The organism is Arthrobacter sp. GQ119 (assembly GCF_059759125.1).
In genome coordinates this window covers 14,348-41,083 of sequence record NZ_JCAXEA010000026.1, presented here as the reverse complement: position 1 = coordinate 41,083, position 26,736 = coordinate 14,348, and the positions used below count along the sequence as shown (strand labels likewise).

Below are 26,736 nucleotides of genomic sequence, written 5' to 3'. Positions count from 1 at the left end.
CTAGCGGGCGTACTGGGCCAGGGCCGCTTCGATCCACTCGCGGGACGCGTCGGCCAGCGCGGCAGGTTCGAGGATCCGTACCGCACCGCCGTGCTGCGCCACGAACATGGGCAGCCATGACGTGCTGCCGAACCGAATCTCGGCCACGATGCCACCGCCGGGCAGGGCGGCCGTCCGTTCCGCGTAGTAGTCGTCCGCCAGCCCGGCGCCCTGGGCGGTGAGCTGAACGCTCACCAGGGTGTCGTCGTCGTTCGGGGTGAAGAGCTTGGCGGGGAACCCGCCGTCGGGCAGTTCCGGCGTCGAAACGGGCCGCCCGTTTGGGCTGAGGTCCTCGATGCGGTCCAGCCTGAAGTTCCTCAGCCCTTTCGCCGAGTGGCAGTACGCCTCGAAGTACCAGGTGTTGTCCATGGAGTAGAGCCGGAGAGGGTCGACGTCCCGCTCAGACCGGGAATCCTTTTGCGCCGACAGGTAGACAAGGTGAAGCTGCCGGCCGGACACGATCGCCTGCCGGATCATCTCCAGATTGGCCGTGTTGCCGGGGCTCACCTCCGGGGACAACGCGCCTGCCCGGAGCCCCTCCTCCCCCGCCGCCGCCATGAGCTTTAGGGTGACGGACTCCAGGGTGCCTCCTTCGGTCAGGCCGGGCAGGCCGTTGAGGGTCTCCAGGCCCGTCAGCAGTGCACAGGCTTCGTCCACGGTGAACCTGACCGGCCTGTTGAGCTCCAGCGACTGGGTGATGAACACGTGGTCGTCCTCCCATTGGATGTCCAGCAGTTCATCGGGATAGCCCTGTGGGAGTCCGGAACAGATGAGGATCAGCAGGTCGCTTTCAAGTTCCTGCCGCGTGATGCCGAACTGGTCCGCCACGTCCTGGATATGGAGACCCTGGTTGTGCACCAGGAAGGGCACCAGTTGGAGCATGCGCTTGAGCTGGTCCTCCGAGGTGCGTTTGCGGGCGCGCTTCCCCCAGGCAGCGCCGGAGAAGGCGTATGAAGGCACTGGCTCTGCCTGGAACATAGCCGCGCCTTCCAGCCGGCGCCGCACGGCGGTGACAAGCTCTTCAGGCCCCACCACCCTGGCGTTCGGCCCGTAAGAGGCAAGTTCCTCGCCAAGCAGCTCGGCGTCCCGATAGGAAACCGCCAGCCGGTCCCACCCGTCGTCGGGCCTTCCGCCCGCTGTTCCAGCGGCGGCCGGCTCGGCCCGTTTCCGCAGCCCCAGCAGGCGGTCGCTTCGGACATCGACGACGGCGGACCGGAGCGGGAGTTCCGGGAGGCTGTCCAGTTCGGCGCGGACATTGAAGCCGGTGGGCGGCGTGAAGGTTTCCTTGGCCAGCACCGATACCGCGGACGTGAATCGTGAGAGCCGGAAGAACCGCTCCGCTCCGCGGCCACGGTCATAGCCCACCAGATACCACTGGCCGAACCGGCTGCCCAGGCCCCAAGGCTCAACCACGCGCTCCTCTTCCTTGCCGGTGCTTCCGGCAAGGTAGCGGAACCGGACCGGGTGCTGGGCGTGCATGGCCGCCACGAGGTCCTCAAAGGCCTGGCCGGCCGGCTTGATCCTGGGCTGCACACCGGCAGGCAAGGCAACGTCCGCCAGGCTGCCCGAGGCCTGCAGCTTGCGCATGGCGTTGGTGGCGGCGGGGCCAAGGGCGGCCTGCTCCCACAGCTGGGAGGCCAGCAGCAGGACCGTCCATTCGTCACGGGTGAGCTCCACGTCCGGCAGACGGTTCGACTCCTTGCCGATCCGGTAGCGCGTGGTCGCGGGATCGTCCGAACTCCATCCGAGGTCGGTCACCGTTTCGACGTCGAAGCCGAAATCCCGGAGGTCGTTCTTGTCCCGCTCAAACATCCGGCCAAAGGCCGCGTCGCTCGCCGCACTGTCATAGATCTTGTCCCGAAGCTCGCTGCGCCTCATCCCGTATCTGGAGTTCAGGAGGGCGATCAGGAGGTTCAGCAGACGTTCAGTTCGTTGCGCGGACACTCTGGCTACGTTACTAAAGCTGTGCTCGGAAAAATGCCAAAGCGCGGCAACAAAGCGGAAATTCCTTCCGATTGTTACCGCGCCTTCGGCTGGTGGGGATTAGCGGACGCCCACGAGATCCACAACGAAGATCAGGGCCTCGTTCGGGCCGATGGCTCCGCCGGCACCGCGTGAGCCGTAAGCGAGTTCCGAAGGAATCTCAAGCCGGCGGCGGCCGCCGACCTTCATGCCCAGCAGACCCTGGTCCCAGCCCTGGATGACCTGGCCGACTCCGACCCTGAAGTCCAGCGGCGCGCCGCGGCCCCAGGAAGCGTCGAACTCCTCGCCGGTGGACCAGGCAACGCCGACGTAGTGGGTGGAGACGGTGTCGCCGGCCTTGGCTTCGGGACCGTCGCCTTCGATGAGGTCCGTGATGACCAGTTCCGTGGGGACGGGGCCCTCAGGGAAGTCAATTTCCGGCTTCTGGCGGTCGAGGTTTCGCTGACCAAATGACATGGTTGCTCCTTCTGCTAAGTAGGTGAACTGCTCGGGAAAACTTACTTGGCGCCGAGAATGTCGACGACGAACACGAGGTCGCCCTTGGCTTCGCCCTGGCCGGCGTCACCGTAGGCGAGGGCCTTGGGGATGACGAGGAGCACGCGGGAACCGACGGTCTTGCCGGTCAGGCCCTGGGTCCAGCCCTTGATGACGTTGTTCAGCGGGAAGGTGGCCTTCTCCTTGCGGTCGAAGCTCGAGTCGAACTTCTTGCCGCTGGCGAGGGCGACGCCCACGTAGTTAACCGTCAGGGTATCCGTCGCCTTGACCTCGGGACCCTTGCCCTTGATCAGGTCCTGGGCGATGAGCTCCTTGGGGGCTGCGACGCCCTTGACGTCCAGCTCAGGCACGCCGTCCTTTTCGGTGACCTTCGGCAGGTCGGCCGGCGGGGTGACACTGTCACCTTCAGGCTTGTCCAGCACCTTCGGCGCGTCCTTGGCGGAAAGCACCTTGATGATGAGGAGCTGCGACGGCTGCGCTTCTCCGCCCTGCGCCGCTGCCTGTCCCGGGGCTGCCAGGGCCAGGTGCGAACCGATCTTCGCGCCCACGAAGGCGTTGTAGATGATCGGGCTCTGGGTTTTGAGCTCGTCGTTCAGCTCAACGGGCTGCGGATCCTTGGGGAAGCTGTCATCAAGGGTGGCACCGTCTTTGCCGTTCAGTGCCAGGACGGAGACCTCGGCGACCTGGTTGGCCTTAACCCGGTCTCCGCTGCCTTCAGTCACCACCTTCACAGTGGGCTCGGTGACATCCAGGGGCTTCGTAAATTCGACCGTGGGAGCCTTCTTGTCTCCGTTTTCAGTCAGCTTCAGGGAGTCCAGCTTTGCTGTCTCACCCGCGGACTGGCTGGTCGGCTCCGGGGCTGCAGGCTCTCCGCCACAGGCGGTCAGCAGCAGCAGTCCGGGAATGAGAATTGCTAATAGTCGGCGCACTTAAGAACTTTCGTCGGGGCAAGATGGATGCTGCCGGGGCGTGGAATGCGCCCGGCAAAGCAGTCGCGACCGCAAAACGGCCTATTCCAGAGTAACGCCTGAACCTGAATATCAGCCCATAGAGTCAAGAAGCGCATCCACACGCTCGTCGACGCTGCGGAAGGGGTCCTTGCACAGGATGGTCTGGTGCGCGCGGTCATTAAGCTTCAAATGGACCCAGTCCACGGTGTAGTCCCGTCCCAGTTCCTGCGCCCGCCGGACAAAGTCACCGCGCAGTTTCGCCCGGGTGGTCTGCGGCGGCGCGTCCACGGCGTCCTTGACGGACGTCTCCTCGGTGACGCGGCGGACGGCCCCGCGCGACTGCAGAAGGTAGAAGAGGCCACGGCTGCGGGAAATGTCATGGTAGGTCAGATCCAGCTGGGCAATGCGGGGGGCGTCAAGCCCCAGACCGTGCCGGTTCCGGTAGCCGTCCATAAGCTTCTTCTTGATGGCCCAGTCGACCTCGGTGTCGATGGTGCTCGTGTCGCCGCTTTCAATGGCTCTCAGGGTCCTGCCCCACAGATCCAGGATCAACGGGACGTGCGGATTGTGCGCGCCGTTCTCCTGCACGAAAGCGGTGACCTTGTTCAGGTACTCCTGCTGGATTTCCAGCGCTGTCAGCTGGCGGCCGTTGGCGAGCCGGACCAGGGCACGCCCGCTCAGGTCATGTGAAATCTCGCGGATGCTTCGGATCGGGTTCTCCATGCGCATGTCACGCATGATGACACCGGCCTCGATCATCCGCAGGATCAGGTCAACCGTGCCGACTTTGAGCAGGGCGGTGGTTTCGGACATGTTCGAATCCCCGACGATAACGTGGAGCCTGCGGTAGAACTCCGCGTCGGCATGCGGTTCGTCGCGGGTGTTGATGATCGGGCGTGACCGCGTGGTGGCCGACGAGACGCCTTCCCAGATATGGTCCGCGCGCTGGGAGAAGGCATAGGTTGCGCCGTGCGGTGTCTTGAGGATCTTGCCGGCGCCGGCAATGAGCTGGCGGGTGACCAGGAACGGGATGAGTATTTCCGCGAGCCTGGTGAATTCGCCGCGCCGGGGAATCAGGTAGTTCTCATGGCTGCCGTAGGAGTTGCCGGCGGAATCGGTGTTGTTCTTGAACAGGTAAACCGTGCCGTTGAAACCTTCGGCCGCGAGCCGGGACTGGGCCTCGTCCACGAGGTCGTCCAGGATAAGTTCTCCGGCGCGGTCGTGGGCGATCAGCTGCGCGAGGTCGTCGCATTCGGCTGTGGCGTACTCCGGATGTGAGCCGACGTCCAGGTAGAGGCGGGAACCGTTGGTGAGGAACACGTTGGACGACCGGCCCCAGCTGACAACCTTGCGGAAGAGGTACCGTGCCACTTCCTCGGGGGCCAGCGGGCGGGAGTCCGGACTCGAATATGAAATGCCGAACTCGGTCTCGATGCCGAATATTCTCTTATCCATCTCAGCTCTCCTCTGCCAGAAGGTCCATGACATCGGCGTCCGTCAGCCGTCGGAAAGCGCGCCGAGTGCCCCTGCTGCTTTCCGACACCCGGTCCAGCACCGCAACTTCGAGGGCTTTCGCAGGAAGGTCGGGCGTCTCATTGTCCGTTGCGAGACCTTTGACGGCGAGCCGGATGGCCCCGGCAAAGGACAGGTCGCGCTGCCACCCCGTCTCCACCGCTCCGGAGACTCTGTCGGCCTGCCCGCCCATCACGATAAAGCCGTGTTCATCCGCGATGGAGCCGTCAAACGTGAGGCGGTACAGATGGTCCCGGTCCTGGGAGGCGCCCACCTCGGCCACGGCCAGCTCCACCTCAAAGGGCTTCTGCTCCGCGGTGAAGACGGCACCCAGGCTCTGCGCGTAGACGCTTGCCAGCCCCCGGGCGGTGACATCCTCGCGGTCATAGGAGTACCCGCGGACATCCGCGTAGCGCACCCCTGCCTGGCGGAGGCTCTCAAACTCGTTGTATTTGCCGACGGCGGCGAAGGCGATTTTGTCGTAAATCTCACCGATTTTGTGAAGGGACGGTGACGGGTTTTCCGCCACGAGGGCAATGCCGTCCTCGCAGCTCACCACCACCACAGACCGTCCCCTGGCAATGCCTTTCCGTGCGAAGTCCGCACGGTCCTTCATCAGCTGCTCGGGGGAAACATAAAACTGCTGGGTCATGTCAGGCCTCCCGCCGGGCAGCAGCCCTGGACTCGATGATGGTGCCGGCGATGTCCGCGAGTTCCCGCTCAGCGACGCGCCGGGCGCCCGCGCGGTTGACGGTGTAGACCACCGGCCACAGCTGCCGGACGGGGTCGGGGCCGCCTGTGGCGGAGTCGTCGTCGGCCGCGTCATAGAGGGACTCGACGGCCACGGCGATTGCCTCGTCTTCGGTCAGGTTTGGCCGCCAAAGCTTTTTCAGCGCGCCGCGGGCGAACATGGAACCGGAGCCCACCGCGTGATGCTCCTGCTCCTCGTACCGTCCGCCGGTCACATCATAGGAGAACAGCCTGCCCAGTCCCGCCGCAGTATCAAACCCCGCGAACAGGGGAACGACGGCGAGACCCTGCATGGCCATGGGCAGGTTTCCGCGGATCATTGCGCCGAGCCTGTTGGCCTTGCCATCCAGGCTCAGCAGCGTCCCTTCTATTTTTTCGTAGTGTTCGAGTTCAACCTGGAACAGCCGCGTCAGATCGATAGCGATTCCGGCCGTCCCGGCGATGCCGAGAACCGAGTACTGGTCCGCCGGAAAGACCTTCTCGATATGGCGGCTGGCGATGATGTTGCCCATCGTGGCCCGGCGGTCACCGGCCATCACGACGCCGCCGGCGTGTGTCATGGCCACGATGGTGGTGGCGTGCGGCACCTGCAGGGGCTGGCCGGCTGGACTACTGCCTGCGAGCTGCCTGTTGAAAGGAAGCAATTCCGGACGGTCGCGTTGGAGATGCTCAGTGAACGATGAGGTCGCGTTGGCGGCTACCTTGTTGGCTGTTGTCTCCTGCACTGGTGCACTCCTTCAACGTGAAATTCAGCGGCGGTCCGGTACCTCAGGCTTCCGTGCCCGGTGCGGGGTGGGGCGGCTGCCGGGTTACTGTCCGCCCTTTTGCACGAACGCCCTGACGAACTCTTCGGCGTTGGATTCCAAAACGCCGTCGATCTCGTCCAGGAGGTCATCGACACCCTGTGTGGATGCAGATGCCTGTCCCTCTGCCGGTGCGGGCGGCGCGGGGACCTCTTCCTCAACCTCGGTGTCGCGTGGCTGCGGCTGCTGTTGCTCCTGCCCTGCCATGTTCATCTCCTTCTTCAGGTCCCGCCGTCTTCGATGGGACATCCTGTATGCCCATATTGCCACGCAAAGCGGCACTTCGGGGGTCTTTATGCCGGGGGCGGAGCCGGTGTCGATCCGAGCAGTTCCGCAAGAAAGGAACCAGCGTCGCGGTGCCGCGCAAACAGGGCCCCGGTCAGTGCTTTCGTGCCCCGCAGCGGCTCCCGGGTCGGAACACGCTGGAGCCTTCCATAGCCGGGAACATCGAAGATGACGGAATCCCAACTGGCCCCCACCACGTCCTTGCTGAAGCTGCTCACGCAGCGTCCGCGGAAGTATGCCCGCGTGTCCGACGGCGGTTCGGTCACCGCGGCGGCGATGTCGGCGTCGTCGACGATGCGTTGCATTCGGTCCCGGGACAGCAGGCGGTAATACAGTCCCTTTTCCGGTCTGATGTCTGCCCACTGCAGATCCACCAGGCCCAAGCGGGCGTCGCCCCACTGGAGACTGTCCCGCTGCCGGTATCCCTCGAGGATGGACAGCTTGGCGAGCCACTCGACCGAGGAGGCCGCGGCGGCGCGGTCGCTGTCCAGCTGGCTCAGGGTGGTTGCCCACCGGTCCAGCACGGCGTGGGTGTGCCCGTCACCGTCCACCGCATCGGCCACGCCAGTGTCCTGGGCGAGCTTTGCGGCGGCCTCGTGATAGATCCACTGGAGGTCCAGTGCAGTGACGCGGCGGCCGTCCACCAGCCTGATTGTCGCGGTAAGCGAAGTGTCGTGGCTGATCGTCTGCAGCGCCGCAATGGGTTCGTGCACCTCAATCCGGGGCGCCAGCCCGGCCTCGATCAGGCTCAGCACCATGGCGGTGGTCCCGAATTTGAGGTAGTTGGACGCCTGGCTGAGGTTGGCGTCGCCGATGATCACGTGGAGCCGGCGGTACTTGTCGGCCGTGGCGTGCGGCTCGTCGCGGGTGTTGATGATGGGCCGGCGGATGGTGGTTTCCAGGCCCACTTCCGCCTCGAAGAAGTCCGCACGCTGGCTGATCTGGTAGCCCGGGCGTGAACTGTCCTGCCCGATCCCCACGCGGCCGGACCCGCAGATGATCTGGCGCGTCACGAAGAACGGCGTCAGCCCCCTGACAATGTCGTTGAAGGGAACCGAACGCGGCATGAGGTAGTTCTCGTGGGAGCCGTAGGAGACGGCCTTGTTGTCCGTGTTGTTCTTGTACAGATTGACCGGGGGAAGGTCGGGGTCGGCGGCCAGCCGCCGGACGGCTGCCAGCGCCACGAGATCGCCGGCAGCGTCCCACGCCACGGCGTCAGCCGGATTGGTTACTTCCGGGCTGGAGTACTCCGGGTGGGCGTGGTCCACGTACAGCCTGGCCCCGTTGCCGAGGACCATGTTCATCAGGAGCGAGCCTGACTCATCCTCGCCGTCCAGTTCCAGCTCTTCCCGTCCGTACGCCAGCGCCACCGCCTCGGCATCCAGCACGGGAGGCTGGTCGGTCAGCTGGCTCGGGTGGGCCTGCCCGCGCTCCAGCGTCCAGCCACGGGCATCGTGGAGCGGCTCCTCGTCCGTGTAGTCCCACCGGGTTTCGGCGCCCCCCGCTGCGCGCAGCCGGGTGACCTGGGCATATGCCTGGACCACCCGCGCGGACATCATGGTGGCGTTGGCCCCCGGGGCCGAGGGAGCATGGATGCCGTACTCGGTTTCGGACCCCATAACGCGCATGGCGCCTCCCTGGGGCAGTGCTCCCCCGGGAGTCGCCTCGGAGCCGGCCGTCACAGGTACTGGCCCGTGTTGGGCATGGTCTCAATGGACTTGCCTGGCTCCTGCCCCGCCTTGCCCTGGACGATCGTGCGGATGTAGGTGATGCGCTCACCCTTCTTACCCGAGATGCGTGCCCAGTCATCGGGATTGGTGGTGTTCGGCATGTCCTCGTGCTCGCGGAACTCGTCGACGACGGCGCGCAGCAGGTGGTCGATGCGCAGGCCCTTCTGCTGCGTGGTCAGGAGGTCCTTGATGGCGTACTTCTTGGCCCGGTCCACGACGTTCTGCACCACAGCCCCGGAGTTGAAGTCCTTGAAGTACAGCATCTCGGTGTCGCCGTTGGCGTAGGTGACTTCCAGGAACTCATTGGATTTCTCCGTCGAGTACATCGACTCCACAGTCCGCTGGACCATGGCGTCGACAGTCTCCTGGACATCGCCGTCGTGCTCCGCCAGGTCGTCCTCATGGAAGGGCAGGTCCGTGGTGATGTACTTCCTGAAGATGTCCGCTGCGGCTTCGGCGTCGGGACGCTGGATCTTGACCTTCACGTCCAGGCGGCCGGGGCGCAGGATGGCGGGGTCGATCATGTCCTCACGGTTGGACGCGCCGATGACAATCACGTTGTCCAGCCGCTCCACGCCGTCGATCTCGCTCAGCAGCTGGGGCACAATCGTGGTTTCGACGTCGGAGGAGATGCCCGTGCCGCGGGTGCGGAAGAGCGAATCCATCTCGTCGAAGAACACGACGACGGGGCTGCCGTCCGAGGCCTTCTCCCGTGCCCGCGAGAAAATCAGCCGGATGTGGCGCTCGGTTTCGCCGACGTACTTGTCGAGGAGCTCTGGCCCCTTGATGTTGAGGAAGTAGCTCTTCAGGTCGATGTTGCCCGAGCGCTCGGCGGCGCGGGCCGCCAGCGAGTTGGCCACCGCCTTGGCGATCAGCGTCTTGCCGCAGCCGGGAGGCCCATAGAGCAGGATGCCCTTGGGCGCCTTAAGACCGTGTTCGCGGTACAGGTCCGGGTGCAGGAACGGCAGTTCGATGGCGTCCCGGATCTGTTCGATTTGCGGGCCAAGGCCGCCGATGTCCTCATAGGTGATGTCCGGCACTTCCTCAAGCACGAGGTTTTCCACCTCGGACCGGGGGACCTTTTCGAGGGCGTAGCCGGTCCGGGAATCGATGGACAGGGCGTCGCCGACACGCAGCTTTTCCGCCAGCAGCGGACCTGCCAGCCGGATGACGCGTTCCTCGTCTGCGCGACCGAGGACCAAGGCGCGGTCAGGGCCGAGCATTTCCTTGAGGGTGACGAGCTCGCCGGCGCGTTCGTAGCCCAGGCCTGCCACGACCAGGAGCGCCTCGTTGAGGAGCACCTCCTGGCCCACCGCAAGCTGGTTCATGTTGACGAGCGGGCTGATGCCCACCCTCATCTTCCGTCCGGCGTTGAAGATGTCCACCGATTCCTCCGTGGCAGCCTGCCCGCTGCTGCCGGCAGTGGGCTGCCGCCGCGGATTCAGCTGGAGGATGGTTCCGAAGCTGTACGGCGGCTGGCCCTCCTGGTCCAGGGCGTTTTTCAGCCGGAGGATTTCGGATTTGGCCGTTTCCAGCATCGCCACGAGCTTGGAGTTATTTTGCGTGGCAGCTGCCAGCTGACGGTCGATGTGCCGTAGCTTATCCCGGAGGATATTGACCTGTCGGTCTGCGACAGACAGCTCATTGGCCGCCTGCTCGGACGGCGTAGGTACAGAGTCGTTGTTCGGCGTCTCCATGATGCATCAGCCCTTCCTGCGCTTCTCTTAAGACCATAGCCCCAAGTTGGCGAGTACTGCTGAAGACATCCGAAATACGGACTAGTTTGTGATCTCCGGATCGTCTTTGACGTTGGTGCCCGCGATCGCGTCCCGGGCGGCACGCCGCAGTTTCTTGTCGGACACCAGCCGCTCCCCCACGGCACCGGGAGTCCAGGCGTTGACGTCTTCCTCGTTGAAGTCGGTCTTTGAAGGCCGGCGCTTCACGGAAATGCCGGTGACGCCGTCGGCGAGCCGACGGGTGACGAGCAGGAAGCCGGTGTGGGCAACCATCCGGTGGTCGGGCCGGACGGCGAGGCCTTCCAGGTGCCAGCCCCGGACGAGGGACTCCCAGGCGTCCGGCTCCGTGAAGCGGCCGTCAGCGCGGATGGCCTCGGCCGTGCGTGAGAGCTGCGTGACGGTGGCGACGTAGTTGATCCACACCCCGCCCGGTGCCAGGACTGTGGCGACGGCGTCCAGGCATTCCCACGGGGCCAGCATGTCCAGCACCACGCGGTCAATGGATCCGGGCTCTTCCGTGCGGACCACTTCATCCTGGAAGTCACCCAGCGAGATCTTCCACGCCGGGTGCGGTCCGCCGAAAATGGTTTCGACGTTGCCGCGGGCAATGGCGGCAAATTCCTCGCGGCGTTCAAAGGAGTGCAGGTAACCCTGGTCGCCGACGGCGCGCAGCAGCGAGATGGACAGGGCGCCGGAGCCCACGCCGGCCTCCACCACCCGTGCCCCGGGGAAAATGTCGGCCATGGTTACGATCTGTGCGGCGTCCTTGGGATAGACGACCGCAGCGCCTCGGGGCATGGAGAGGACAAAGTCGGAGAGAAGGGGCCGCAGGGTCTGATACTGCTGCCCGACGTTGTTGACCACCACGGAGCCGTCGACCTTGCCGATGATGTCGTCGTGGTTAAGGAAACCCCGGTGCGTGTGGAAGGCTCCGCCTGCTTCGAGGCTGATCGTGTTCATGCGCCCGCGTTCGTCGGTGAGCTGCACCCGCTCGCCCTCGCGGAAAGGGCCCCGCCGCCGTGCAGCGCCGACCGGCTGGTCCCTTGTGCCCTGGGCAGTTGTGCCCTGGGCCGTGACGGAAGGGTCCGTGCTGGTTCCGATGGCGGCAGATTCGCTGCTCATGAATGTTCCTCGCTCCTGTAAAGCTGTGTCGTCGTGCTGCATGGCGGTCCGGACAGGCTCACGCTGGGACCTGTCTGCCGATTTCACGACCGGCAGGTAACTCTACCGGTTCTGGCCTTGCGGCCGCCTGTTTTCGGGCGGCCATTTGCCTGTAATGGCGGTCACGACGGCGGACTGCCGCAGCAGGCCTGTCACCCGTCCATTGTGGTCGATCACTGCATAGTCGTGACCCTCCAGCTGGGAGAGATACTGGAGGAGCTCCTGGCCCTTGGACCATTCGGGCACATAGGCCCCGGCCCCCAAGGCGTGGGCTACCGCGCTTGCAGGGGTGACGGCAGCCGCCGAAGCGGGAACCGTAGCCAGGGTTCCCGGGTCAACGACGCTGCCGGGCCGGCCGTCCGGCCCGCAGAGCACGACGGCGGTCCCGCCGCCCGCGGTGAGCTGCAGGACGTCGGCCACTGTGGCGCTGTCAGGGATGCCGACGGCTGGTTCGGCCAGCGCGGCAGCATTCACCAGGTGCAGCCTGCTGCGAAGACGGCCCTGCTGGATCGACGCGGACGCCCCCATCCATAGGAATCCGCACACCAGCACTGTGATGAGCAGCAGGCTCGTGTCCGGGCTGCCCCCGCGCAGCAGCGGCAGGGCGACGAAATAGAGGACCAGTGCGATGACGATGACGCGCCCGCCCCAGCCGGCGGCGATGGTGCCCTTGGCGTGGCTGCCGGTGGCCTTCCAGACGGCCGATTCCACCAGCCTGCCGCCGTCGAGCGGCAGCCCGGGCAGGACGTTGAATATGCCGATCACCAGGTTCGCCCAGAGGAAGATGTTGGTCAGGATGTCCGCCACCCCCGTCGGGTTCACGGCAGACACAACCAGCCAGGTCGCGCCGGCAAGGAGGAAGTTTGACGCAGGACCTGCAAGTGCGACGAGCACGGAACGTCCCGGAGTGGCGGTGAAGCTCTCGAACTGGGTGTGGCCGCCCCAAAGATTGAGGACGATCTTCTCGCTGGGCCAGCCGTACATCTTTGCCGTCAGGGCGTGGGCCAGTTCGTGGATCAGCACGGAGACCAGCAGCAGCAGGGCGTAAGCGAACGCCACAAGATATGCTGCTGGACCGAGGGACGGGTTATTGTACTGCAGGACCGGACCGTAGACGGCCACCGTGAAGGCGGCAATGACGAACCAGGAATACGCGAGGATGACGGGAACGCCGGCGATTCTGCCCAGTGGTATTCCTTCGCGGCGGCTGCGGCCGGTGGGCTCCTGGCCGGTGGAAGCGGGGTCAGACACCTGCGGGGCCCCGTTAATTGGCGCTGTCCAGCGTCGTTGCGGCCGGGGCAAGCCCTTGGCGGGCCGCGACCAGTTCCTCCAGGTCGGCCACCCCCCGGCCTTCCAGCGTGTCCCACATGGCCCGGCGCGGATCCTCGGGAAGCGGCACGATGTGGGGAATGGCGACGGTGACCGCTCCGGACGCTACGGCGGCGGCGACGCCCGGGGCAGAATCCTCCAGGGCGACGCACTGGTCCACCGTGAGTTCCGGGTCTTCGCGGCGGAGCAGTTCGATCGCCTTGATGTAGGCCTCGGGGTCAGGCTTGCCCTTGCTGACGGTGTCGCCCGTGACTAGGAACTCGAAGTAAGGCCGGGGAAGGCTCGCAACAATCTCCCGGGCGAGCGGCGTTTCTGACATTGTCACAAGGGCACAACGCACACCGGCGTTGAAAAGTTCATCCAGCAGTTCACGCGCCCCGGGACGCCACGGGACGTGCTGCCGCACCCTCCTGATGACCTGGGCCGTGAGCGTGTCGATGATGTCCCGGCTTTCGAGTTTTACCCCCGCCCGCTGGAGGATGCCCGCTGAATAGACGAGGGACTGCCCGACCAGCTGCATGGCCTGTTCGTGGGACCATGTCCCGCCGTGCGCGTGCACGAGCTCGTGCTCGGCCTCAATCCAGTAGGGTTCGGTGTCGACTATGGTGCCGTCCATATCCCACAAAACGGCTTTGAGCATGGGCTGGGCGGCTGAAGATTGCATGGTGTCCAGTCTACTGGTCCTGTTCCGCCGCGCCTTCCCGGAGCTGCCTGCTACGCCGTCGGCGAATATCTTGGCCCTGCCGGCAGCGGCAGGGCCGTTATAAGGGGGCCGGACCACATGTGCGGCGGTTCATTGACTGCACTGGGAACGGACTTGGACGTAGGGTGAAGGGATGAATAGCTTCGACGGAGATACCACGGAACCGGCTGCCACCCCTGCAGCCGAGCCGGAGCAGCTGCTGCAGCCCGTTCCGGAGGGACAGCGCATTACCGTGATGCTCGCCGCCTTCGAAGGCTGGAATGATGCGGGGGAAGCAGCCAGCGACGCCTTGCGGTATCTGAACAAGCTGTGGGGCGGCAAGAAGGTCGCCTCCATCGATGCCGACGAATACTACGACTTCCAGTTCACGAGGCCCACCGTGAGGCGCACGGCCTCCGGCGAAGGCAAGATCAAGTGGCCGTCCACCCGCATCTACAAGGCGAGTGCCCCGGGGACGAATGTGGATGTGATCTTCGTCCAGGGAACCGAGCCGTCCTACAAGTGGCGGGCCTACACCGCCGAACTCCTTGTCCATGCGGAGGCGCTCCATGTGGACTATGTGGTGCTGGTGGGAGCATTGCTGGCGGACGTCCCCCACAGCCGCCCCATCCCGGTGAGCACGTCAACGGACGACAGTGCCCTGCGTGAACGGCTGAATCTGGAGGCCTCACAGTATGAGGGGCCCGTGGGCATCGTCGGCGTCCTCGCCGAGGTTGCCATGCTTGCCGGCATTCCCGCCGTGTCCCTGTGGGCCGCCGTTCCGCACTACGTGGCGCAGGCGCCGTCCCCGAAGGCGCAGCTCGCGCTGCTGCACCGCATCGAGGAGCTGCTGCAGGTGCCGCTGGACACGCACGAGCTGGCCGAGGAATCCGACGCCTGGGAACGCGGCGTCAACGAGCTGGCAACCGAAGACCCGGAAATAGCAGCCTACGTCCGGCAGCTGGAGGAGGCGAAGGACACCGCGGAGCTTCCCGAGGCCAGCGGCGAGTCCATAGCCAGGGAGTTCGAGCGGTACCTGAAGCGCAGAGGCAAGGACAAGCAGTAGCCTGGCCTGCCGGGCCTACAGTTCGACGCCGAGCAGCGCCTCGACGGCGTTGCTCACCAGCGTCCGGTCTGCTCCGGACGCTTGACCGCCGCCGCCGGCCAGCGCCAGCTCCGCCCACCGGTCGACGGCGGCCAGGGCCGCGGGCGCGTCCAGGTCGTTCGCCATGGCTGCCCGCATGTCCTCCAAGAGCGTGGCTGCGGAGTTGACCGGTGCAGCGGACAGCGCCGCGCGCCAGCGCTCGAGCCGCTTCTTGGCCTCCGAGAATCCCTCGTCGGTCCAGGACCAGTCGGAGCGGTAGTGGTGGGCAAGGATGGCAAGCCGGATGGCTGCCGGCTCCTCGCCCGAAGCCCGCAGCTTGGACACCAGGACAAGGTTGCCCTTGGACTTGCTCATCTTCTCGCCGTCCAGCCCCACCATTCCGGCATGGGAGAAGTGCTTGGCGAGCGGTAGTCCGGACAGCGAGTAGGCGTGGCCCGCCCCCATCTCGTGGTGCGGGAAGACAAGGTCGGAGCCGCCGCCCTGCACCGTGAACGGCGTGGGAAGGTATTCCTGAGCAATGACCGTGCATTCAATGTGCCAGCCGGGGCGCCCCTCTCCCAGTTCTCCGCCTTCCCAGCTGGGCTCCCCGTCGCGGGCGACGCGCCACAGCAGTGGATCCAGCGCCTGGCGCTTGCCGGCGCGGCCGGGATCCCCGCCCCGCTCGGCGAACAGTTCGAGCATTTCGGGTTCGGGCAGGCCGGACACGGCCCCGAGCGTCCATGCGTCGACGTCGACAGCGTGTTTCCCGGCGGCTTCCACGTCGTAATAGACGTCCCCGTCAGGCTCGCCGGGGGTGCCGTTGACGCGGTAGGCGAGCCCCTGGTGGAGCAGCCGCTCGATGGCCGGCACGATCAACGGCATGGCTTCGACGGCGCCGATGTAGTGGTCAGGGGCCAGCACGTTGAGTGCTGCCATGTCTGTCCGGAAGAGTTCAATCTGGCTGGCGGCCAGGTCGCGCCAGTCGACGCCGGTGGCTGTTGCGCGTTCCAGCAGCGGGTCGTCCACGTCGGTGACGTTCTGGACGTAGGAAACCTGCTGGTCGCCGTCCCGCCAGGCTCGGTTCAGGAGGTCAAAAGCGACGTAGCTGGCGGCATGGCCCATGTGGGTGGCGTCGTACGGGGTGATCCCGCAGACGTACATTGACTGCTCACCGACCGCCTCAAGGGTAACGACTTCGCCGGCTGTTGTATCGAACAGGCGCACGGCGGGCATGGCGCCCGGGAGTTCAGGAACGGGGCGGGATATCCAGGACTTCACAGCCCAAGCCTAGTGCTAGGCGCTGATGACATTGAAACCGAGCAGCAGATAGAGGGCGAGGCCAAGGAAGATGCGGTACCAGACAAAGAGCCGGTAACTGCGGGTGGAAACGAACTTCAGGAACCAGCCGATGATGACGTAACCCACAACGAACGCAATGGCCGTGGCGAGGGCTGTCTCGGGGAGGCCGTACGGCCCGCCGACGCCCTCCTTGGACACCACCTTGTACAGCTGGAAGAGGCCGCTGCCGAACACGGCAGGAATGGCCAGCAGGAATGAATAGCGTGCCGCCGCTTCACGTGTGTACCCCATGAGAAGGCCGGCGGTGATGGTGCCGCCGGAGCGGGACACACCCGGAATCAGTGCCATGGCCTGGGCAAATCCGTACAGGATGCCGTGCTTGTAGGTGAGCCGGGTTAGGTCGCGGTCCTGCTTTCCGACTGCGTCCGCCACGGCCAGGATGAGACCGAAGACAATGAGCATGGTGGCAACAAGCCACAGGCTGCGCAGCACCGACTCGATCTGGTCCTGGAACAGCACCCCCAGAACAACGATGGGCAGGCTGCCGAGGATCACCAACCAGCCCATCCGGACGTCCGGATCCTGCCGCGGGACGCGGCCGGCGAGAGCTCCAAACCACGCCTTGGCGATCCGGACGATGTCCCGCCAGAAGTAGACGATGACGGCGGTTTCGGTGCCGAGCTGCGTGATGGCTGTGAATGCCGCCCCGGGGTCCGCGGCGTTGGGCAGGAAAGAGCCCACAATCCTGAGGTGGGCGCTCGATGAAATCGGGAGGAATTCGGTCAGTCCCTGCACAAGACCCAGCAGGGCCGCTTCAAACCAGTTCACGCTAAGACCCTACGTCATGGCATGGGTGGTTTCCCCGTAAGCTTGCTGCTATGCAGCAGCGTTACGTCGGCAACAGTGGGCTCCGTGCCTCGGCAGTCTCCCTCGGCACCATGTCATGGGCCCGTGAAACTGATGAGCAGGATGCCTCCGAGCTGCTGAGGATGTTCGTCGACGGCGGCGGCACCCTCGTGGACACGGCCGCCTCATACGCGGACGGCCTCGCGGAAGCCATGTTGGGGGAAATGCTGGGCGACGTCGTCTCCCGCGCGGAAGTGGTGATCTCCACGAAAGCCGGCCTGTCGGCGTCGGACAAGCGGCAAAAGGTCGACACATCGCGGAACGCGATGCTGTCCGCCCTTGACGCCAGCCTGGCCCGCCTCGGGACCGACTATGTGGACATCTGGTTCGCCCAGGCGTGGGACCACAACGTTCCCCTGGACGAGACCCTCTCAGCCCTTGACCTTGCAGTGCGCAGCGGACGGGCCCGTTACGCGGGGGTTGCGAACTACAACAGCTGGCAGACCGCTAAGGCAGCCGCCACCGCCGGATTCCCGCTCGTGGCCGTCCAGTCGGAATACTCGCTGCTGCGGCGCAAGCCGGAGGAGGAACTCATCCCCGCGGTCGAGGATGCGGGAATGGGACTGATGGCGTGGGCTCCCCTGGGCCGGGGTGTGCTGACCGGAAAGTACCGTGGGCATGTTCCAGCCGACTCGCGCGCCGCCGGAAGCCGCCTTGCCACGTACGTGGAACCCTATCTGGAACAGTCCGCCGCACAGGTTGTCGAGGCAGTTGCGATGGCGGCACGAGGACTGGGCCGGTCTCCGCTCGATGTTGCACTGAGCTGGCTCCTTGCACAGCACGGCGTGGCCACCGCCGTCGTGGGGCCGCGGACGCCGGTGCAGCTCAAGGAGATCCTGCATTCACAGCTGACGCCGCTGCCGGCGGAAATTGCCCGGGCACTCGAGGACGTCTCAAGCCCGTTGGTCTAGGTTTGCCTCCGCCTGCGCGCGGACGTCAGTCTGGCCTGCGGGCAGAGCCGACGCATGTCACTCGTCGACGATCTCCAGGTCCTCGTCGTCCACCTCGCGGTCTTCGTCTTCGTCGCCCTCCTCGTCGTCGAAAACCTGGAGTGGCGTGACTTCGTTGTACGCCTCGTACAGCGCGTCCTCGTAGACTTCGAAAGCATCAGCAACGGCGAAGAATGCCGCTTCCACCGCGGGGTCGCCATCGCCCCTTCGTGTCGAGGCTGCAACCAGATGTTCTTCCAGGGCGGAGGTCAGGGACTGAAGCGCGACACGCGGATCGATGCTCATGCCTTCACGTTAGCGGGAAAAGGACGAAAATGGAGAGCAATGAAGGAACATTTTCTGACCGGCTCGGTCCTCCGGGAACGGGACTATGTGAGGCAGTACGAGTACCTCGTGCTGACGGTCGGTCCTGACGATTCCCTGCCCGAAGCCCGCCGCCTCCTCGTGGAACACTCCGAGTACGGCAAGTGGGAGCTGGAGCGCAGCCGGCTCTATGTTGGCGGGGGCCGCCGCTTCTGGCTGCGGCGGCGCGTCACGCAGGTCCAGAGGACCGTCTAGGAGTCTTACGTCCAGAGGACCGTTTAGGACTATTCCGTCTCGAGCGGGCCCAGCCAGGCGTTGGCCACCGTGTTGTGGGCGGACTCGTCGTCGGATGGGTGGAACATGCCCGCGAGGACATCACGGTAGAGCCGCTCGAGTTCTGTTCCCCGGAAGTAGCTTGAGCCGCCGGAGACGCGAATGGCCACGTCCACCGCCGTCCGGGCCGTTTCCGTGGCATGCACCTTGAGCCCCACGAGTTTGGGGAACCACTGGCTGCCGTGGTCGGCCAGCAGGTCCACGTCCCTGGCCACCTGCGCCAGGTGAGGGTAGAGGGCGTCCATGGCCATCGCCGCTTCCGCGACCTTCCAGCGGATGTCAGGGTCCTGGGCATAGCTACGGCCGCCGTTTTTGTAGGATGTCCTGCGCGTGGCCGCCTCGACGCCGAGGACGAGGGCCCGCTCCCCTATCCCTGTGTATACGGCCGCCAGGAGTGTTTCGAAGCAGGCGAAGATGGCGAAGATCAGCGGATCCGCATTGGGCCCCACCGGCAGCTTGCGGAATATCCGGTCTGCCGGCACGGTAACGCCGCGCAGCACGGTGGTGTTGGACTGGCTGGCGCGCATCCCGAGCGTGTTCCAGTCGTCGACGATTTCATAGCCGGGAGTCGCGCGTTCGATGAAGCCGTGCACAAGTTCGCCGTCGCCGTCGTGTGCCGTACTGTCCTTGCCAAAGATCCCCAGCCGGGTCCAGGCCGGCGAGAGGCTCGTGAAGATCTTGGTGCCCGTGAACTCGTAGCTGCCATCGGGCAGGGCCTTGGCGTTCGTGAGGGAGTCAAAGAGGACGGCGTCGTTTCCGGCTTCGGAGTTCCCGAAGGCAAAGATCTCCCCGCGGGCCGCTTCCTGCAGCACAAAATCCAGCGAGGTGTCCCCACGGTCCGCCAGGACGCGGGCCACTCCGGTCCAGACCAGGTGCATGTTCACCGCCAGCGCGGTGGCTGGAGCCGCCGTCGCCAGCCGCCGCTGGCAGCCGGCGACGCCTTCGAGACCAAGCCCCTGACCGCCGTCGGACGCCGGAACGAACGCTTTCAGGTACCCGGCTGCGATGAGTTCCTCGAGGTCTTTGTCGAAGAACTCATTCCTCTCGTCGTAGCCGGCCGCCCTTCCCCGTATGCGTTCCAGGAGGGAGTCGGGCAGCAGCTGTTCCGGGTCCATATTTGTCCTCAGTAGGTGGTCAGCAGCCTGTTGAGCACACGGGCGCCGAACTTCAGCGAGTCCACGGGAACGCGTTCGTCCACGCCGTGGAACATGCCCGTGAAATCGAGCTCGTCTGGCAGCAGCAGCGGCGCAAACCCGTAGCCGGTGATGCCGAGCCGGCTGAGGGACTTGTTGTCGGTGCCCCCGGACAGCGTGTACGGCAGGACCTTCGCGCCCGGGTCCTCGGAATGCAGGGCATCGATCATCGAGTCCACGAGGTTGCCGGCGAAGGGAACCTCCAGTGAGACGTCGTTGTGCACGTAGCTGACTTCGACGCCGGTTCCTGCGAGTTCGCGGACGATCTCCAGTACCTGTTCCTCCTGGCCGGGAAGCGTGCGGCAGTCGACCAGCGCCTCGGCGGACTCGGGGATGACATTGTGCTTGTAGCCACCCCTGAGCAGCGTGGGGTTGGTGGTGTTCTGCAGGGTCGCCCCAACAAACCGGGCAACGGTTCCCAGCTCCTTGAGGAGCTTGTCCGGATCATCGGGATCGAACTCGACGCCGGTCAGTTCTGTCACGCCGTCGAGGAACTGTCGGGTGGTGGGCGTCAGTTCCACGGGCCACCGGTATTCACCGATCCGCGATACGGCGCTGGCGAGCCGCGTTATGGCGTTGTCTGTGTTGATCTGCGAGCCGTGCCCGGCTCGGCCGTGAGCCACCAGCCGAAGCCACGAGAGTCCCTTTTCCGCGGTCTGCAGCAGATAGGTGCGCTGACCGCCGATGGTGGCGGAGAAGCCGCCCACCTCGGATATCGCCTCCGTCGCGCCGTCGAAGAGTTCGGGGCGTTTGTCGACGGCGTGGCGGGCCCCGTAGGTGCCGCCGGCCTCCTCGTCCGCGAAGAAGGCGAAGATCAGGTCGCGCTTTGGCTTGCGGCCCGTACGCGCGAAGTCCCGCATGACCGACAGGATCATGGCGTCCATGTCCTTCATGTCCACGGCACCCCGGCCCCAGATCAGCCCGTCTATCATTTCGCCGCCGAAGGGGTCCACCGTCCATTGGTCCCGCAGGGCGGGCACGACGTCCAGGTGCCCGTGCACCACAAGAGCGCTGGCTGACGGGTCCTCCCCTGCCAGGCGTGTGACCACGTTCGCCCGTCCGGGCTCGGATTCGAAGATTTCAGTGTCCAGCCCCACCTCCGAGATCAGTGCCGCCGTGTACTCGGCTGCCGCGCGTTCGCCCGGCCCGGATCCGTCCCCATAGTTGGACGTGTCGATGCGGATGAGCTCCTGGCAGATGCTGACGACTTCATCCTCGGGCCGGATCTGAGACATTGATCACTCCTTGGTGCTTGGCGGATGGCATTAGGCGCTTATTTCCGGGGTCCAAGCCGCCGGAACACGTAGGTTCAGCCTACCCATTCCGCCCGATTCCATCTTTCAGCGAAAGTCGTGTTAGAGTTTTTCTCGCTGCTTCGGAGAGAAGCGAACCGCTGAAGGGCGGATCGGAACCTCCGAAATACCACCTGCGCGGGTGGCGGAATGGCAGACGCGCTAGCTTGAGGTGCTAGTCCTCGAAAGGGGGTGGGGGTTCAAGTCCCCCTCCGCGCACAAGGGAAAACCCCTGGAATCCACGGATTCCAGGGGTTTTTTGTGCCATAAACCACGTGGGCAGGGATTTCAACCACGCGAGTATCGAAATGCGACACCTGGCAGCGGGAGCGCGGATAGTGAGCTCTGAAGCAATTGCACTAGGATCCGCGCCGCGGATAAGGTCGCGCGCTCGGATTTCTTGATCCAACCTTTAGGAAAGGCCGATCGGCTCTTGAGCCACGGGAGGAACACTGGGCTAAGGCCGTGCAGCAGCGACGCGGCCACCAGGATTAGAGGCGGAAAACTGAAATGACACCTGCAGCGTCTCTGGCGCTCAGCTCCTTCGGTCCGCACCAAGGATGGTGGGGCTCGTGTTCGACCGGTCCGTTCCCGTTTATGACCCAGTGCAGCTGATGGAGCTCGCGCACCAGGCTGGCGAAGCAACCACGCAGAGGTTCCTCCATGAATATCTGGGGTTACTTCCACGGCGCCAGGAGCGGATCCTCGGAGAACTCGCCAATGGCGATGTGGAAGAGGCGATGGACGCGATCCTCAGCCTGAGGGTCACTTCGGCAATGGTGGGGGCGGTGCGCCTGAGTGCGTACTGCCAGCATCTGCAGGACCAGCTGACCCGGGGAAACATTCCCGACATGGCAGACGTAACAACAGAACTGGCCGTTCTGGTGGCGGCGTTTGTCCGCGCGGTGAACGGAAAGTAGCAGGAAGTAGTATTCATTTACGAAAGCCGGATGAGTTTCGGCTGGAGGCCAGGGGGACGAGTAATGCCATTGCAGTCAGACACGATCACTAGCAATCTGTTGGGAGACAAGCCCACAGCTGCTTTCCAGACCGTCGGTGTGTCGCCGAACGACCCCACCCCACTGACGGCCCAGTCAGGGGCAGCACCAGTTGCTCCAGGGAGCGGATTGCTCCCTCCGGCCATCTTCCCGGTTTACCCCTTCATATAGCACGACTGTCTTGGGAGGGCGGTCCCCTCTCGCTCGGCGTTCCCGAGTACGGCTCGCGAGACTTCCTGTTGCCCATGGTTGTGTTCCTTCCAGATGGGTGGGGCGGCGTAGATGACCGGCCAGCTTCCCTTCTCCCCCGTTGTTTTTGCCTGCTGGCGGAGCGGGCACGTACGATCCGCAGGAATCTCAATGATGTTGTCAACGGACTCCTGCGGGTCAGTTAGAGGGCGGCCCCCGCCCGGTCGGCGTTCCCGAGTAGGGCTCGCGGGACTTCCTATCGCTCATGGCTGCGTTCCTTCCAGGTTGGCGGGGGCGGCTCAGGTGACCGGCCAGCTCCCCCTCTCCCCCGTTGGTTTTTGGCTGCTGGCGGAGCATCGCGTAGCTGTGCCCGACGGAGCCGGGGCAACCCGAAAGGGCAAGCAGCGGATGGGTTGTGGGAGGAAATAAGCGAAGCGCCGATACAAGGCATCGGCTGTGCAGCCGTCCGCAGGACGGTTGAGCCGGTGGAGCGGGCACGTACGATCCGCAGGACAGCAGCAAAAAACAGAAAACGCTTCTACAGCCCGAGCGAAGCGAGGACCTTGTTTGTGCGCGGCCGCGACGGCGCTGGATCAACACTCGAAGTGACGGTTTGGATGAGGGCTGCAATCTCCGGGACATGCGTCCGTTCGGTAATTCCGTGACAGTAACCGACGAGGTCCTTAACTCAGTTGTACTGTGGATCAGGGCCATCATGGCGGAACGGGCTTATCTGGGGAGCGAATGCATGCAACCACTTAAGGTTGAAGGTGGCAAAGGTGTGGTGGGTCTGGAGCCCTCCGGTTTAATTCACCTTGCGTGGGATCCTGACGTTCATATTGAAGAAGTGGATGCCAAGGCAGCTATGGCCGCCGTCAACGAAATCGCGGACGGCGTGGAGTACCCGCTCCTTGTTGATATGGCCAGGACCAGTTCGGTGTCCAGACAAGCGCGTGCTGTGTTCTCCATTCCTTGCGCCGCCTCCCGTATCGCACTTCTTGGCGCCAGTCCCGTGGACCGGGTTTTGGCGAATTTCTTCCTAGGCGTTCACATCCCAACATGCCCCACCCGGTTCTTCACTTCCCGGACGCAGGCGCTGAGCTGGGTGATGAGCGACAAGCCCTAAAGCCAGCCGGACCTGGCGCTGGAGCAGGACGTACGATCCGCAGGACAGCAGCGAAAAACAGTACCTACTACTCGGCGGTGTCCGCGATGTTGTCCGTGGTTCGGCGAACTGTCTAAACAGCAAGCAGATACGGCCGCTTCCGCGAATGTTAACGGCAGAAATCAGTGCAAGCCGCCGGTGGAAGGCGCGCGCCGACCTGGCCGGCGGCACACTGCTGCCGCCCTGGGTGAAGGCGGCAGCAGTGTTAGGTCGAACTGAGCCTCACTTTCGGAAGGCGAACAGTGCCGCGTGCACAGTGCCGTCATCCAGCCGCAGCTCGAATTGCCGACAGGATCCCGCCCACGTTTTCTGTGTTTTCCACACGAAGGTGTAGGTATCGGAGTCAGCGCTGTAGCTGAGGGAACTCTTTTCCGTGGCGACAGTTTCCTCCACCGCGGCCGTACTGGCCCCGCCTGGGCAGGCGATGACAGTCGATGTCGGTGCTCCCGCCAGTATGTCCAGGCCTCGGTCCCCGCCAAGCCCGAACTTCAGAGGCACTGCAGCTCCGGCTTTCATGGCGTTGAGGACGCCGTCGTTATCCACCGGCTGCTGGAATCCCACGAACGGCCAGTTGGGCTGGCCTACTGCGAAGGGTGAGAACGAATCAGTGATTCCACACACCTTGCCGTGGCTGCTGCTGGTGGTGATGTCCTTCCAGGCTCCGTCGGAGTAGTGGTACAGGTGCTGTCCCGTGGCCTGAGCCTCGGTCATGCCAGTGGTGTCAAAGGTGATGCAGATTTCAACGCCAAGCGCCGGGTCGAACTCCGCGGTGGTTTGAATGTCGTAGTACAACGGAGGGTCGGTCAGGGAAGTGAACCCTTCAGGGGGATAGTCACTGTCAGATTCGAGCCTTGTAACGGTGGTTGTCCCGGACGCGGTTACATTCTCAAACGTCAGGGTGACGTCCGTCCCTCCGGTGTTGTCGATAGGAATGACGACACTCTCGCCGAGCAGTGTGAGGCCCGGATCCACTGTTATGGCGTCGCTGTCCAATTCCCAGTACGTGCAGACGATGCCGGCCGTATTCAGCCGCGCATGGATAGCCTTCCCGCCGGCGTCAAGAGGTACTACAAACGTAGGGCCGAAGGCGCCCTCCACCCGTGTCCCATCAACAAACCAGCTGTAGCGCTGCAGGCAATCCTCACCTGCAGGGCTCAGCTCGACAGGCACGGTGGATGTTGCGGTCAGTGTGGCACCCAGCGCGGGCTCACCTGCGAGAGCAAGGCTGTATGACGGATCCGCTGCTGCGTACCCTGCAGGGAAGACTGCATAGGCGAGGTTGAAGTGGTTGGTTCCATTCAGGGATATCGCTTCGGCTTCGGCGCGATGAGGTGTTTCGGGCCACCAACGCTCAACCTCCCCGGCGAGGAAACGCACCAGGTATGAACCTGGAGCAAGGTTTTCAAAGGTATAGTAGCCGTTTGCGTCGGTAACGGTTCCAGCCAGGCGACCTGCAACCGGGTCCGCTGCAGCGTAAAGCTCAACTGCAACACCTGGCAGCATTGATCCCATCGATATAGTGGCGTCATTTCCAACCGCACCGGTTATTGATGATGCAGTGCGGTGCAGGACAGTAAAAGCCCCGGTGACCCAGCTGGAGTTTCCCGGGTTAAGGGAATCCACCACAATCGTTTCCGCTGTCTCGGCGGTATACCGCTCCTGGTAGCCAAACAGCTGGGTGAAAACAGCATTACCTTCTTCAGCTCCTGACGACTCGGTAAACCAGCTTTCCACAAAGCCGGGGGCCGATACTTTGATCTTGTAGCTCCCGTCCTCCAAGTCGAAGGAGGCGCTTGCCACATCCCAAGAAGAAGTTACTTGAGCCGCCTCAGCGACCAAGGCTCCGTCGCCGGCGTTGAACACCTCGAACGTGACTTGTGGTTCCATGGAGGGGGCGGAACCGCCGTTGACGTTCGCTAGAAGTCCTGGGGAATCCAAAACCGCGCTGACATTGATGTGGCCGGGATCCGCTGAGGCAGTCGTCCCCAGCGGTACGGCTAAAAGAAGGAGTAAAGCGGCAAAAACTGCTGTAAAACGCCGGGACGTGCTGACTTCAGACATCAATGCCTTCTTCCGGGCAAAGATTTGAGGGGCCAAAATAAGCAACGTCCGCCGACGCCCAACCCACCACCGGCTAACCTCTGCCTGAGCATCCGGTAATGGGCCCAAGGGTACGCCCGGAGCCTATGGGCGGCAAGAGTACGCGTTGACTCGTAAATAACCTCCGCGAAGGGGGATACGTTGCCTCATCAATAATCCTCCGGCTGGGTCGTCGGGTTGCCGGGGTGAGCGGTTGGGGTTACGCCGGGTGGATGGGATTGACGATGGCTGAGCGCAAGGCCGTGACGAAGCAGCTGGCGAGGTCCTATCAGGCTGGTGACAGGGTCCGGAAGGGAAGGATCCTGGACGAGGTCGTTGAGCTGACCGGCTGGCACCGGGATCATGCCCGGGCGGTGCTGCGGCATGCCCTTGAGCCTCCCAGGCCCAGGCGGGTGAGGCCGGTCAGGGCACCGGTGTACGGCGCAGATCTGCAGCCTGCTCTGGTGCTCTGCTGGGCGGTGCTGCGCGCCCCTGCCGGAAAGCTGCTGGCGAGACGATGAATGGTGGGACGAGTTTTCGAGACGAGCGGCTGGCCGGGTACCCGCCGCTCCGGCCGGCTCATCCCTGCCCCGGAGGGGTGTCTTGAAAAGCTGTTGTTTTCCAAGACAGCAGTGCGTTTTCTTCCTGATACGGGTATACGTCAGGTGGCTTCTGCCCTGACGGTGTTGGTGATTGTGCCGACCCCCTTCCACGGTCACGGTGATGATGTCACCGTCTTTGAGGAACAGTTGGGGGTCTCGGCGGTATCCAACTCCGGCTGGTGGGCCGGTGAGGATGACGTCCCCTGGCTCCAGTGTGGTGAATTGAGTAATTGTGGCGATGAGAGTGGGGATGCTGAAGATCAGGTGGGAGAGGTGCGATTTTTGTACAACTTCCCCATTCAGGGCTGTGCTGATGCCTGCCTTGCTGATGTCGGCTTCTGTAGGGGCGACGACGTAGGGGCCTATCGGGGTGGTGTTGTCCCAGATCTTGCCCTGCAGCCACTGGTGGGACTTGTTCTGGAAGTCGCGCATGGTGACGTCGTTGGAGACGCGATAGCCAAGGATGTGGTCCATGGCGTCCTGTTCGGCGATGCGGCGGCCTACCTTGCCGATGATTACGGCGAGTTCGCCCTCGAAGTCGACCTGGGTGGATTCCGGGGGAAGGATGATGTCGTCGGCATGGTCTTTGTAGTTCAGGCCCACGCAGAGGATCTTGCCGGCCCGTGGTGACGCCGCGCGCAGGGTGACTTCGGATAGGGGAACGCGTGATTCCCCCAGACGGGCGGCACTGGCAAGGAGATCGGCGGATGTTTCCGGTCCAACCTCGGTAAGCCCGGCCAGCGGGATGATGTGTTCGCCGTGAACTTCGCCAAGGTAGTTCTGACCCTTGTATCGGTAGTTTGCGTAGGCCATTCGTTCTCTCTTCATGATCTTGGTTGCTGATTACGGCAGCGCGCGGACGCGCGAAGGGCGTGGTTGTTCGCCTCG

24 protein-coding genes and 1 tRNA gene are annotated in these 26,736 nt (G+C 64.3%); 6 read left to right on the top strand and 19 right to left on the bottom strand.

What is annotated here, in order from left to right; all coding sequences use genetic code 11:
- From AC6CH3_RS20065 to AC6CH3_RS20010, 12 genes are all read right to left on the bottom strand, one after another.
- Positions 1–1,983, bottom strand: a complete 1,983-nt coding sequence (locus AC6CH3_RS20065) for a helix-turn-helix transcriptional regulator (protein ID WP_498134095.1) — start codon at positions 1,981–1,983, stop codon at positions 1–3.
- Between the two features lie 99 nt (positions 1,984–2,082).
- The gene (locus tag AC6CH3_RS20060; protein WP_205653293.1) at positions 2,083–2,478 is read right to left on the bottom strand and encodes an FKBP-type peptidyl-prolyl cis-trans isomerase; all 396 of its coding nucleotides are present in this window, start codon (positions 2,476–2,478) and stop codon (positions 2,083–2,085) included.
- 41 nt (positions 2,479–2,519) lie between these two features.
- Positions 2,520–3,446 (bottom strand): FKBP-type peptidyl-prolyl cis-trans isomerase, encoded by a 927-nt coding sequence (locus AC6CH3_RS20055; RefSeq protein WP_498134094.1) that lies wholly within the window; start codon positions 3,444–3,446, stop codon positions 2,520–2,522.
- 111 nt (positions 3,447–3,557) lie between these two features.
- Positions 3,558–4,922 carry a Pup--protein ligase gene (gene pafA / locus AC6CH3_RS20050; RefSeq protein ID WP_498134093.1) on the bottom strand — a complete coding sequence of 455 codons (1,365 nt, stop codon included), beginning with the start codon at positions 4,920–4,922 and terminating at the stop codon, positions 3,558–3,560.
- 1 nt (position 4,923) lies between these two features.
- A complete protein-coding gene (prcA, locus tag AC6CH3_RS20045) occupies positions 4,924–5,631 on the bottom strand; it encodes a proteasome subunit alpha (RefSeq protein ID WP_498134092.1) in 708 nt (235 codons plus the stop codon).
- Between the two features lies 1 nt (position 5,632).
- Positions 5,633–6,454: a proteasome subunit beta gene (gene prcB / locus AC6CH3_RS20040; RefSeq protein ID WP_498134091.1), complete on the bottom strand. Its 822-nt coding sequence runs from the start codon at positions 6,452–6,454 to the stop codon at positions 5,633–5,635.
- Positions 6,455–6,538: 84 nt separating this feature from the next.
- A complete protein-coding gene (locus tag AC6CH3_RS20035; RefSeq protein ID WP_104138540.1) occupies positions 6,539–6,739 on the bottom strand; it encodes a ubiquitin-like protein Pup in 201 nt (66 codons plus the stop codon).
- 86 nt (positions 6,740–6,825) lie between these two features.
- Complete coding sequence (dop, locus tag AC6CH3_RS20030) at positions 6,826–8,445, bottom strand: depupylase/deamidase Dop (protein WP_498134090.1); 1,620 nt, start codon at positions 8,443–8,445, stop codon at positions 6,826–6,828.
- Between the two features lie 50 nt (positions 8,446–8,495).
- Entirely contained in the window at positions 8,496–10,244 is a 1,749-nt protein-coding gene (gene arc / locus AC6CH3_RS20025) for a proteasome ATPase (RefSeq protein ID WP_498134089.1), read from the bottom strand.
- Between the two features lie 81 nt (positions 10,245–10,325).
- Positions 10,326–11,405, bottom strand: a complete 1,080-nt coding sequence (locus AC6CH3_RS20020) for a tRNA (adenine-N1)-methyltransferase (RefSeq protein WP_498134088.1) — start codon at positions 11,403–11,405, stop codon at positions 10,326–10,328.
- 102 nt (positions 11,406–11,507) lie between these two features.
- A complete protein-coding gene (locus AC6CH3_RS20015) occupies positions 11,508–12,695 on the bottom strand; it encodes a site-2 protease family protein (protein WP_498134087.1) in 1,188 nt (395 codons plus the stop codon).
- Positions 12,696–12,708: 13 nt separating this feature from the next.
- Positions 12,709–13,437 carry an HAD family hydrolase gene (locus AC6CH3_RS20010; RefSeq protein WP_498134086.1) on the bottom strand — a complete coding sequence of 243 codons (729 nt, stop codon included), beginning with the start codon at positions 13,435–13,437 and terminating at the stop codon, positions 12,709–12,711.
- Between the two features lie 172 nt (positions 13,438–13,609).
- Between AC6CH3_RS20010 and AC6CH3_RS20005 the strand changes: the two genes are divergently transcribed.
- Positions 13,610–14,521, top strand: a complete 912-nt coding sequence (locus AC6CH3_RS20005) for a PAC2 family protein (RefSeq protein WP_498134085.1) — start codon at positions 13,610–13,612, stop codon at positions 14,519–14,521.
- A 15-nt stretch (positions 14,522–14,536) separates the two neighbouring features.
- Here the strand turns inward: AC6CH3_RS20005 and mshC are convergent, their stop codons facing one another.
- Positions 14,537–15,817 carry a cysteine--1-D-myo-inosityl 2-amino-2-deoxy-alpha-D-glucopyranoside ligase gene (gene mshC, locus AC6CH3_RS20000; RefSeq protein WP_498134084.1) on the bottom strand — a complete coding sequence of 427 codons (1,281 nt, stop codon included), beginning with the start codon at positions 15,815–15,817 and terminating at the stop codon, positions 14,537–14,539.
- Between the two features lie 15 nt (positions 15,818–15,832).
- Positions 15,833–16,666: an undecaprenyl-diphosphate phosphatase gene (locus AC6CH3_RS19995; RefSeq protein WP_498134083.1), complete on the bottom strand. Its 834-nt coding sequence runs from the start codon at positions 16,664–16,666 to the stop codon at positions 15,833–15,835.
- A gap of 50 nt (positions 16,667–16,716) precedes the next feature.
- On the opposite strand from AC6CH3_RS19995, the gene AC6CH3_RS19990 reads away from it, so the two are divergent.
- Positions 16,717–17,655: an aldo/keto reductase gene (locus tag AC6CH3_RS19990; RefSeq protein ID WP_498134082.1), complete on the top strand. Its 939-nt coding sequence runs from the start codon at positions 16,717–16,719 to the stop codon at positions 17,653–17,655.
- 57 nt (positions 17,656–17,712) lie between these two features.
- Here AC6CH3_RS19990 and AC6CH3_RS19985 read toward each other — a convergent pair whose 3' ends face one another.
- Complete coding sequence (locus AC6CH3_RS19985; RefSeq protein ID WP_498134081.1) at positions 17,713–17,979, bottom strand: hypothetical protein; 267 nt, start codon at positions 17,977–17,979, stop codon at positions 17,713–17,715.
- Between the two features lie 39 nt (positions 17,980–18,018).
- Here AC6CH3_RS19985 and AC6CH3_RS19980 point away from each other — a divergent pair, with 39 nt between their 5' ends.
- Positions 18,019–18,252 carry a DUF5703 family protein gene (locus tag AC6CH3_RS19980; protein WP_400576333.1) on the top strand — a complete coding sequence of 78 codons (234 nt, stop codon included), beginning with the start codon at positions 18,019–18,021 and terminating at the stop codon, positions 18,250–18,252.
- A 29-nt stretch (positions 18,253–18,281) separates the two neighbouring features.
- Here the strand turns inward: AC6CH3_RS19980 and AC6CH3_RS19975 are convergent, their stop codons facing one another.
- Both AC6CH3_RS19975 and AC6CH3_RS19970 read right to left on the bottom strand, forming a co-directional pair.
- A complete protein-coding gene (locus tag AC6CH3_RS19975; RefSeq protein WP_498134080.1) occupies positions 18,282–19,445 on the bottom strand; it encodes an acyl-CoA dehydrogenase family protein in 1,164 nt (387 codons plus the stop codon).
- Positions 19,446–19,453: 8 nt separating this feature from the next.
- Positions 19,454–20,758 (bottom strand): M20/M25/M40 family metallo-hydrolase, encoded by a 1,305-nt coding sequence (locus AC6CH3_RS19970; RefSeq protein WP_498134079.1) that lies wholly within the window; start codon positions 20,756–20,758, stop codon positions 19,454–19,456.
- A 193-nt stretch (positions 20,759–20,951) separates the two neighbouring features.
- Between AC6CH3_RS19970 and AC6CH3_RS19965 the strand changes: the two genes are divergently transcribed.
- From AC6CH3_RS19965 to AC6CH3_RS19955, 3 genes are all read left to right on the top strand, one after another.
- Positions 20,952–21,034: transfer RNA gene (locus tag AC6CH3_RS19965), tRNA-Leu, on the top strand.
- A 353-nt stretch (positions 21,035–21,387) separates the two neighbouring features.
- Entirely contained in the window at positions 21,388–21,735 is a 348-nt protein-coding gene (locus tag AC6CH3_RS19960) for an Hpt domain-containing protein (protein WP_498134078.1), read from the top strand.
- Between the two features lie 928 nt (positions 21,736–22,663).
- A complete protein-coding gene (locus tag AC6CH3_RS19955; RefSeq protein ID WP_498134077.1) occupies positions 22,664–23,128 on the top strand; it encodes a DUF7793 family protein in 465 nt (154 codons plus the stop codon).
- A 261-nt stretch (positions 23,129–23,389) separates the two neighbouring features.
- Here the strand turns inward: AC6CH3_RS19955 and AC6CH3_RS19950 are convergent, their stop codons facing one another.
- Together AC6CH3_RS19950 and AC6CH3_RS19945 are read right to left on the bottom strand one after the other, a co-directional pair.
- Entirely contained in the window at positions 23,390–25,054 is a 1,665-nt protein-coding gene (locus AC6CH3_RS19950; RefSeq protein ID WP_498134076.1) for a PxKF domain-containing protein, read from the bottom strand.
- 362 nt (positions 25,055–25,416) lie between these two features.
- The gene (locus AC6CH3_RS19945) at positions 25,417–26,661 is read right to left on the bottom strand and encodes a fumarylacetoacetate hydrolase family protein (RefSeq protein ID WP_498134075.1); all 1,245 of its coding nucleotides are present in this window, start codon (positions 26,659–26,661) and stop codon (positions 25,417–25,419) included.
- Between the last annotated feature and the right edge of the window lie 75 nt (positions 26,662–26,736).

What these genes read in the sequence shown, in the direction of transcription:
- AC6CH3_RS20060 (WP_205653293.1), bottom strand. Translation starts at nt 2,478, where the DNA reads ATGTCATTTGGTCAGCGAAACCTCGACCGCCAGAAGCCGGAAATTGAC.
- pafA (WP_498134093.1), bottom strand. Translation starts at nt 4,922, where the DNA reads ATGGATAAGAGAATATTCGGCATCGAGACCGAGTTCGGCATTTCATAT.
- prcA (WP_498134092.1), bottom strand. Translation starts at nt 5,631, where the DNA reads ATGACCCAGCAGTTTTATGTTTCCCCCGAGCAGCTGATGAAGGACCGT.
- AC6CH3_RS20035 (WP_104138540.1), bottom strand. Translation starts at nt 6,739, where the DNA reads ATGGCAGGGCAGGAGCAACAGCAGCCGCAGCCACGCGACACCGAGGTT.
- dop (WP_498134090.1), bottom strand. Translation starts at nt 8,445, where the DNA reads ATGCGCGTTATGGGGTCCGAAACCGAGTACGGCATCCATGCTCCCTCG.
- arc (WP_498134089.1), bottom strand. Translation starts at nt 10,244, where the DNA reads ATGGAGACGCCGAACAACGACTCTGTACCTACGCCGTCCGAGCAGGCG.
- AC6CH3_RS20020 (WP_498134088.1), bottom strand. Translation starts at nt 11,405, where the DNA reads ATGAGCAGCGAATCTGCCGCCATCGGAACCAGCACGGACCCTTCCGTC.
- AC6CH3_RS20010 (WP_498134086.1), bottom strand. Translation starts at nt 13,437, where the DNA reads ATGCAATCTTCAGCCGCCCAGCCCATGCTCAAAGCCGTTTTGTGGGAT.
- AC6CH3_RS20005 (WP_498134085.1), top strand. Translation starts at nt 13,610, where the DNA reads ATGAATAGCTTCGACGGAGATACCACGGAACCGGCTGCCACCCCTGCA.
- AC6CH3_RS19990 (WP_498134082.1), top strand. Translation starts at nt 16,717, where the DNA reads ATGCAGCAGCGTTACGTCGGCAACAGTGGGCTCCGTGCCTCGGCAGTC.
- AC6CH3_RS19985 (WP_498134081.1), bottom strand. Translation starts at nt 17,979, where the DNA reads ATGAGCATCGATCCGCGTGTCGCGCTTCAGTCCCTGACCTCCGCCCTG.
- AC6CH3_RS19980 (WP_400576333.1), top strand. Translation starts at nt 18,019, where the DNA reads ATGAAGGAACATTTTCTGACCGGCTCGGTCCTCCGGGAACGGGACTAT.
- AC6CH3_RS19975 (WP_498134080.1), bottom strand. Translation starts at nt 19,445, where the DNA reads ATGGACCCGGAACAGCTGCTGCCCGACTCCCTCCTGGAACGCATACGG.
- AC6CH3_RS19970 (WP_498134079.1), bottom strand. Translation starts at nt 20,758, where the DNA reads ATGTCTCAGATCCGGCCCGAGGATGAAGTCGTCAGCATCTGCCAGGAG.
- AC6CH3_RS19950 (WP_498134076.1), bottom strand. Translation starts at nt 25,054, where the DNA reads ATGGAACCACAAGTCACGTTCGAGGTGTTCAACGCCGGCGACGGAGCC.
- AC6CH3_RS19945 (WP_498134075.1), bottom strand. Translation starts at nt 26,661, where the DNA reads ATGGCCTACGCAAACTACCGATACAAGGGTCAGAACTACCTTGGCGAA.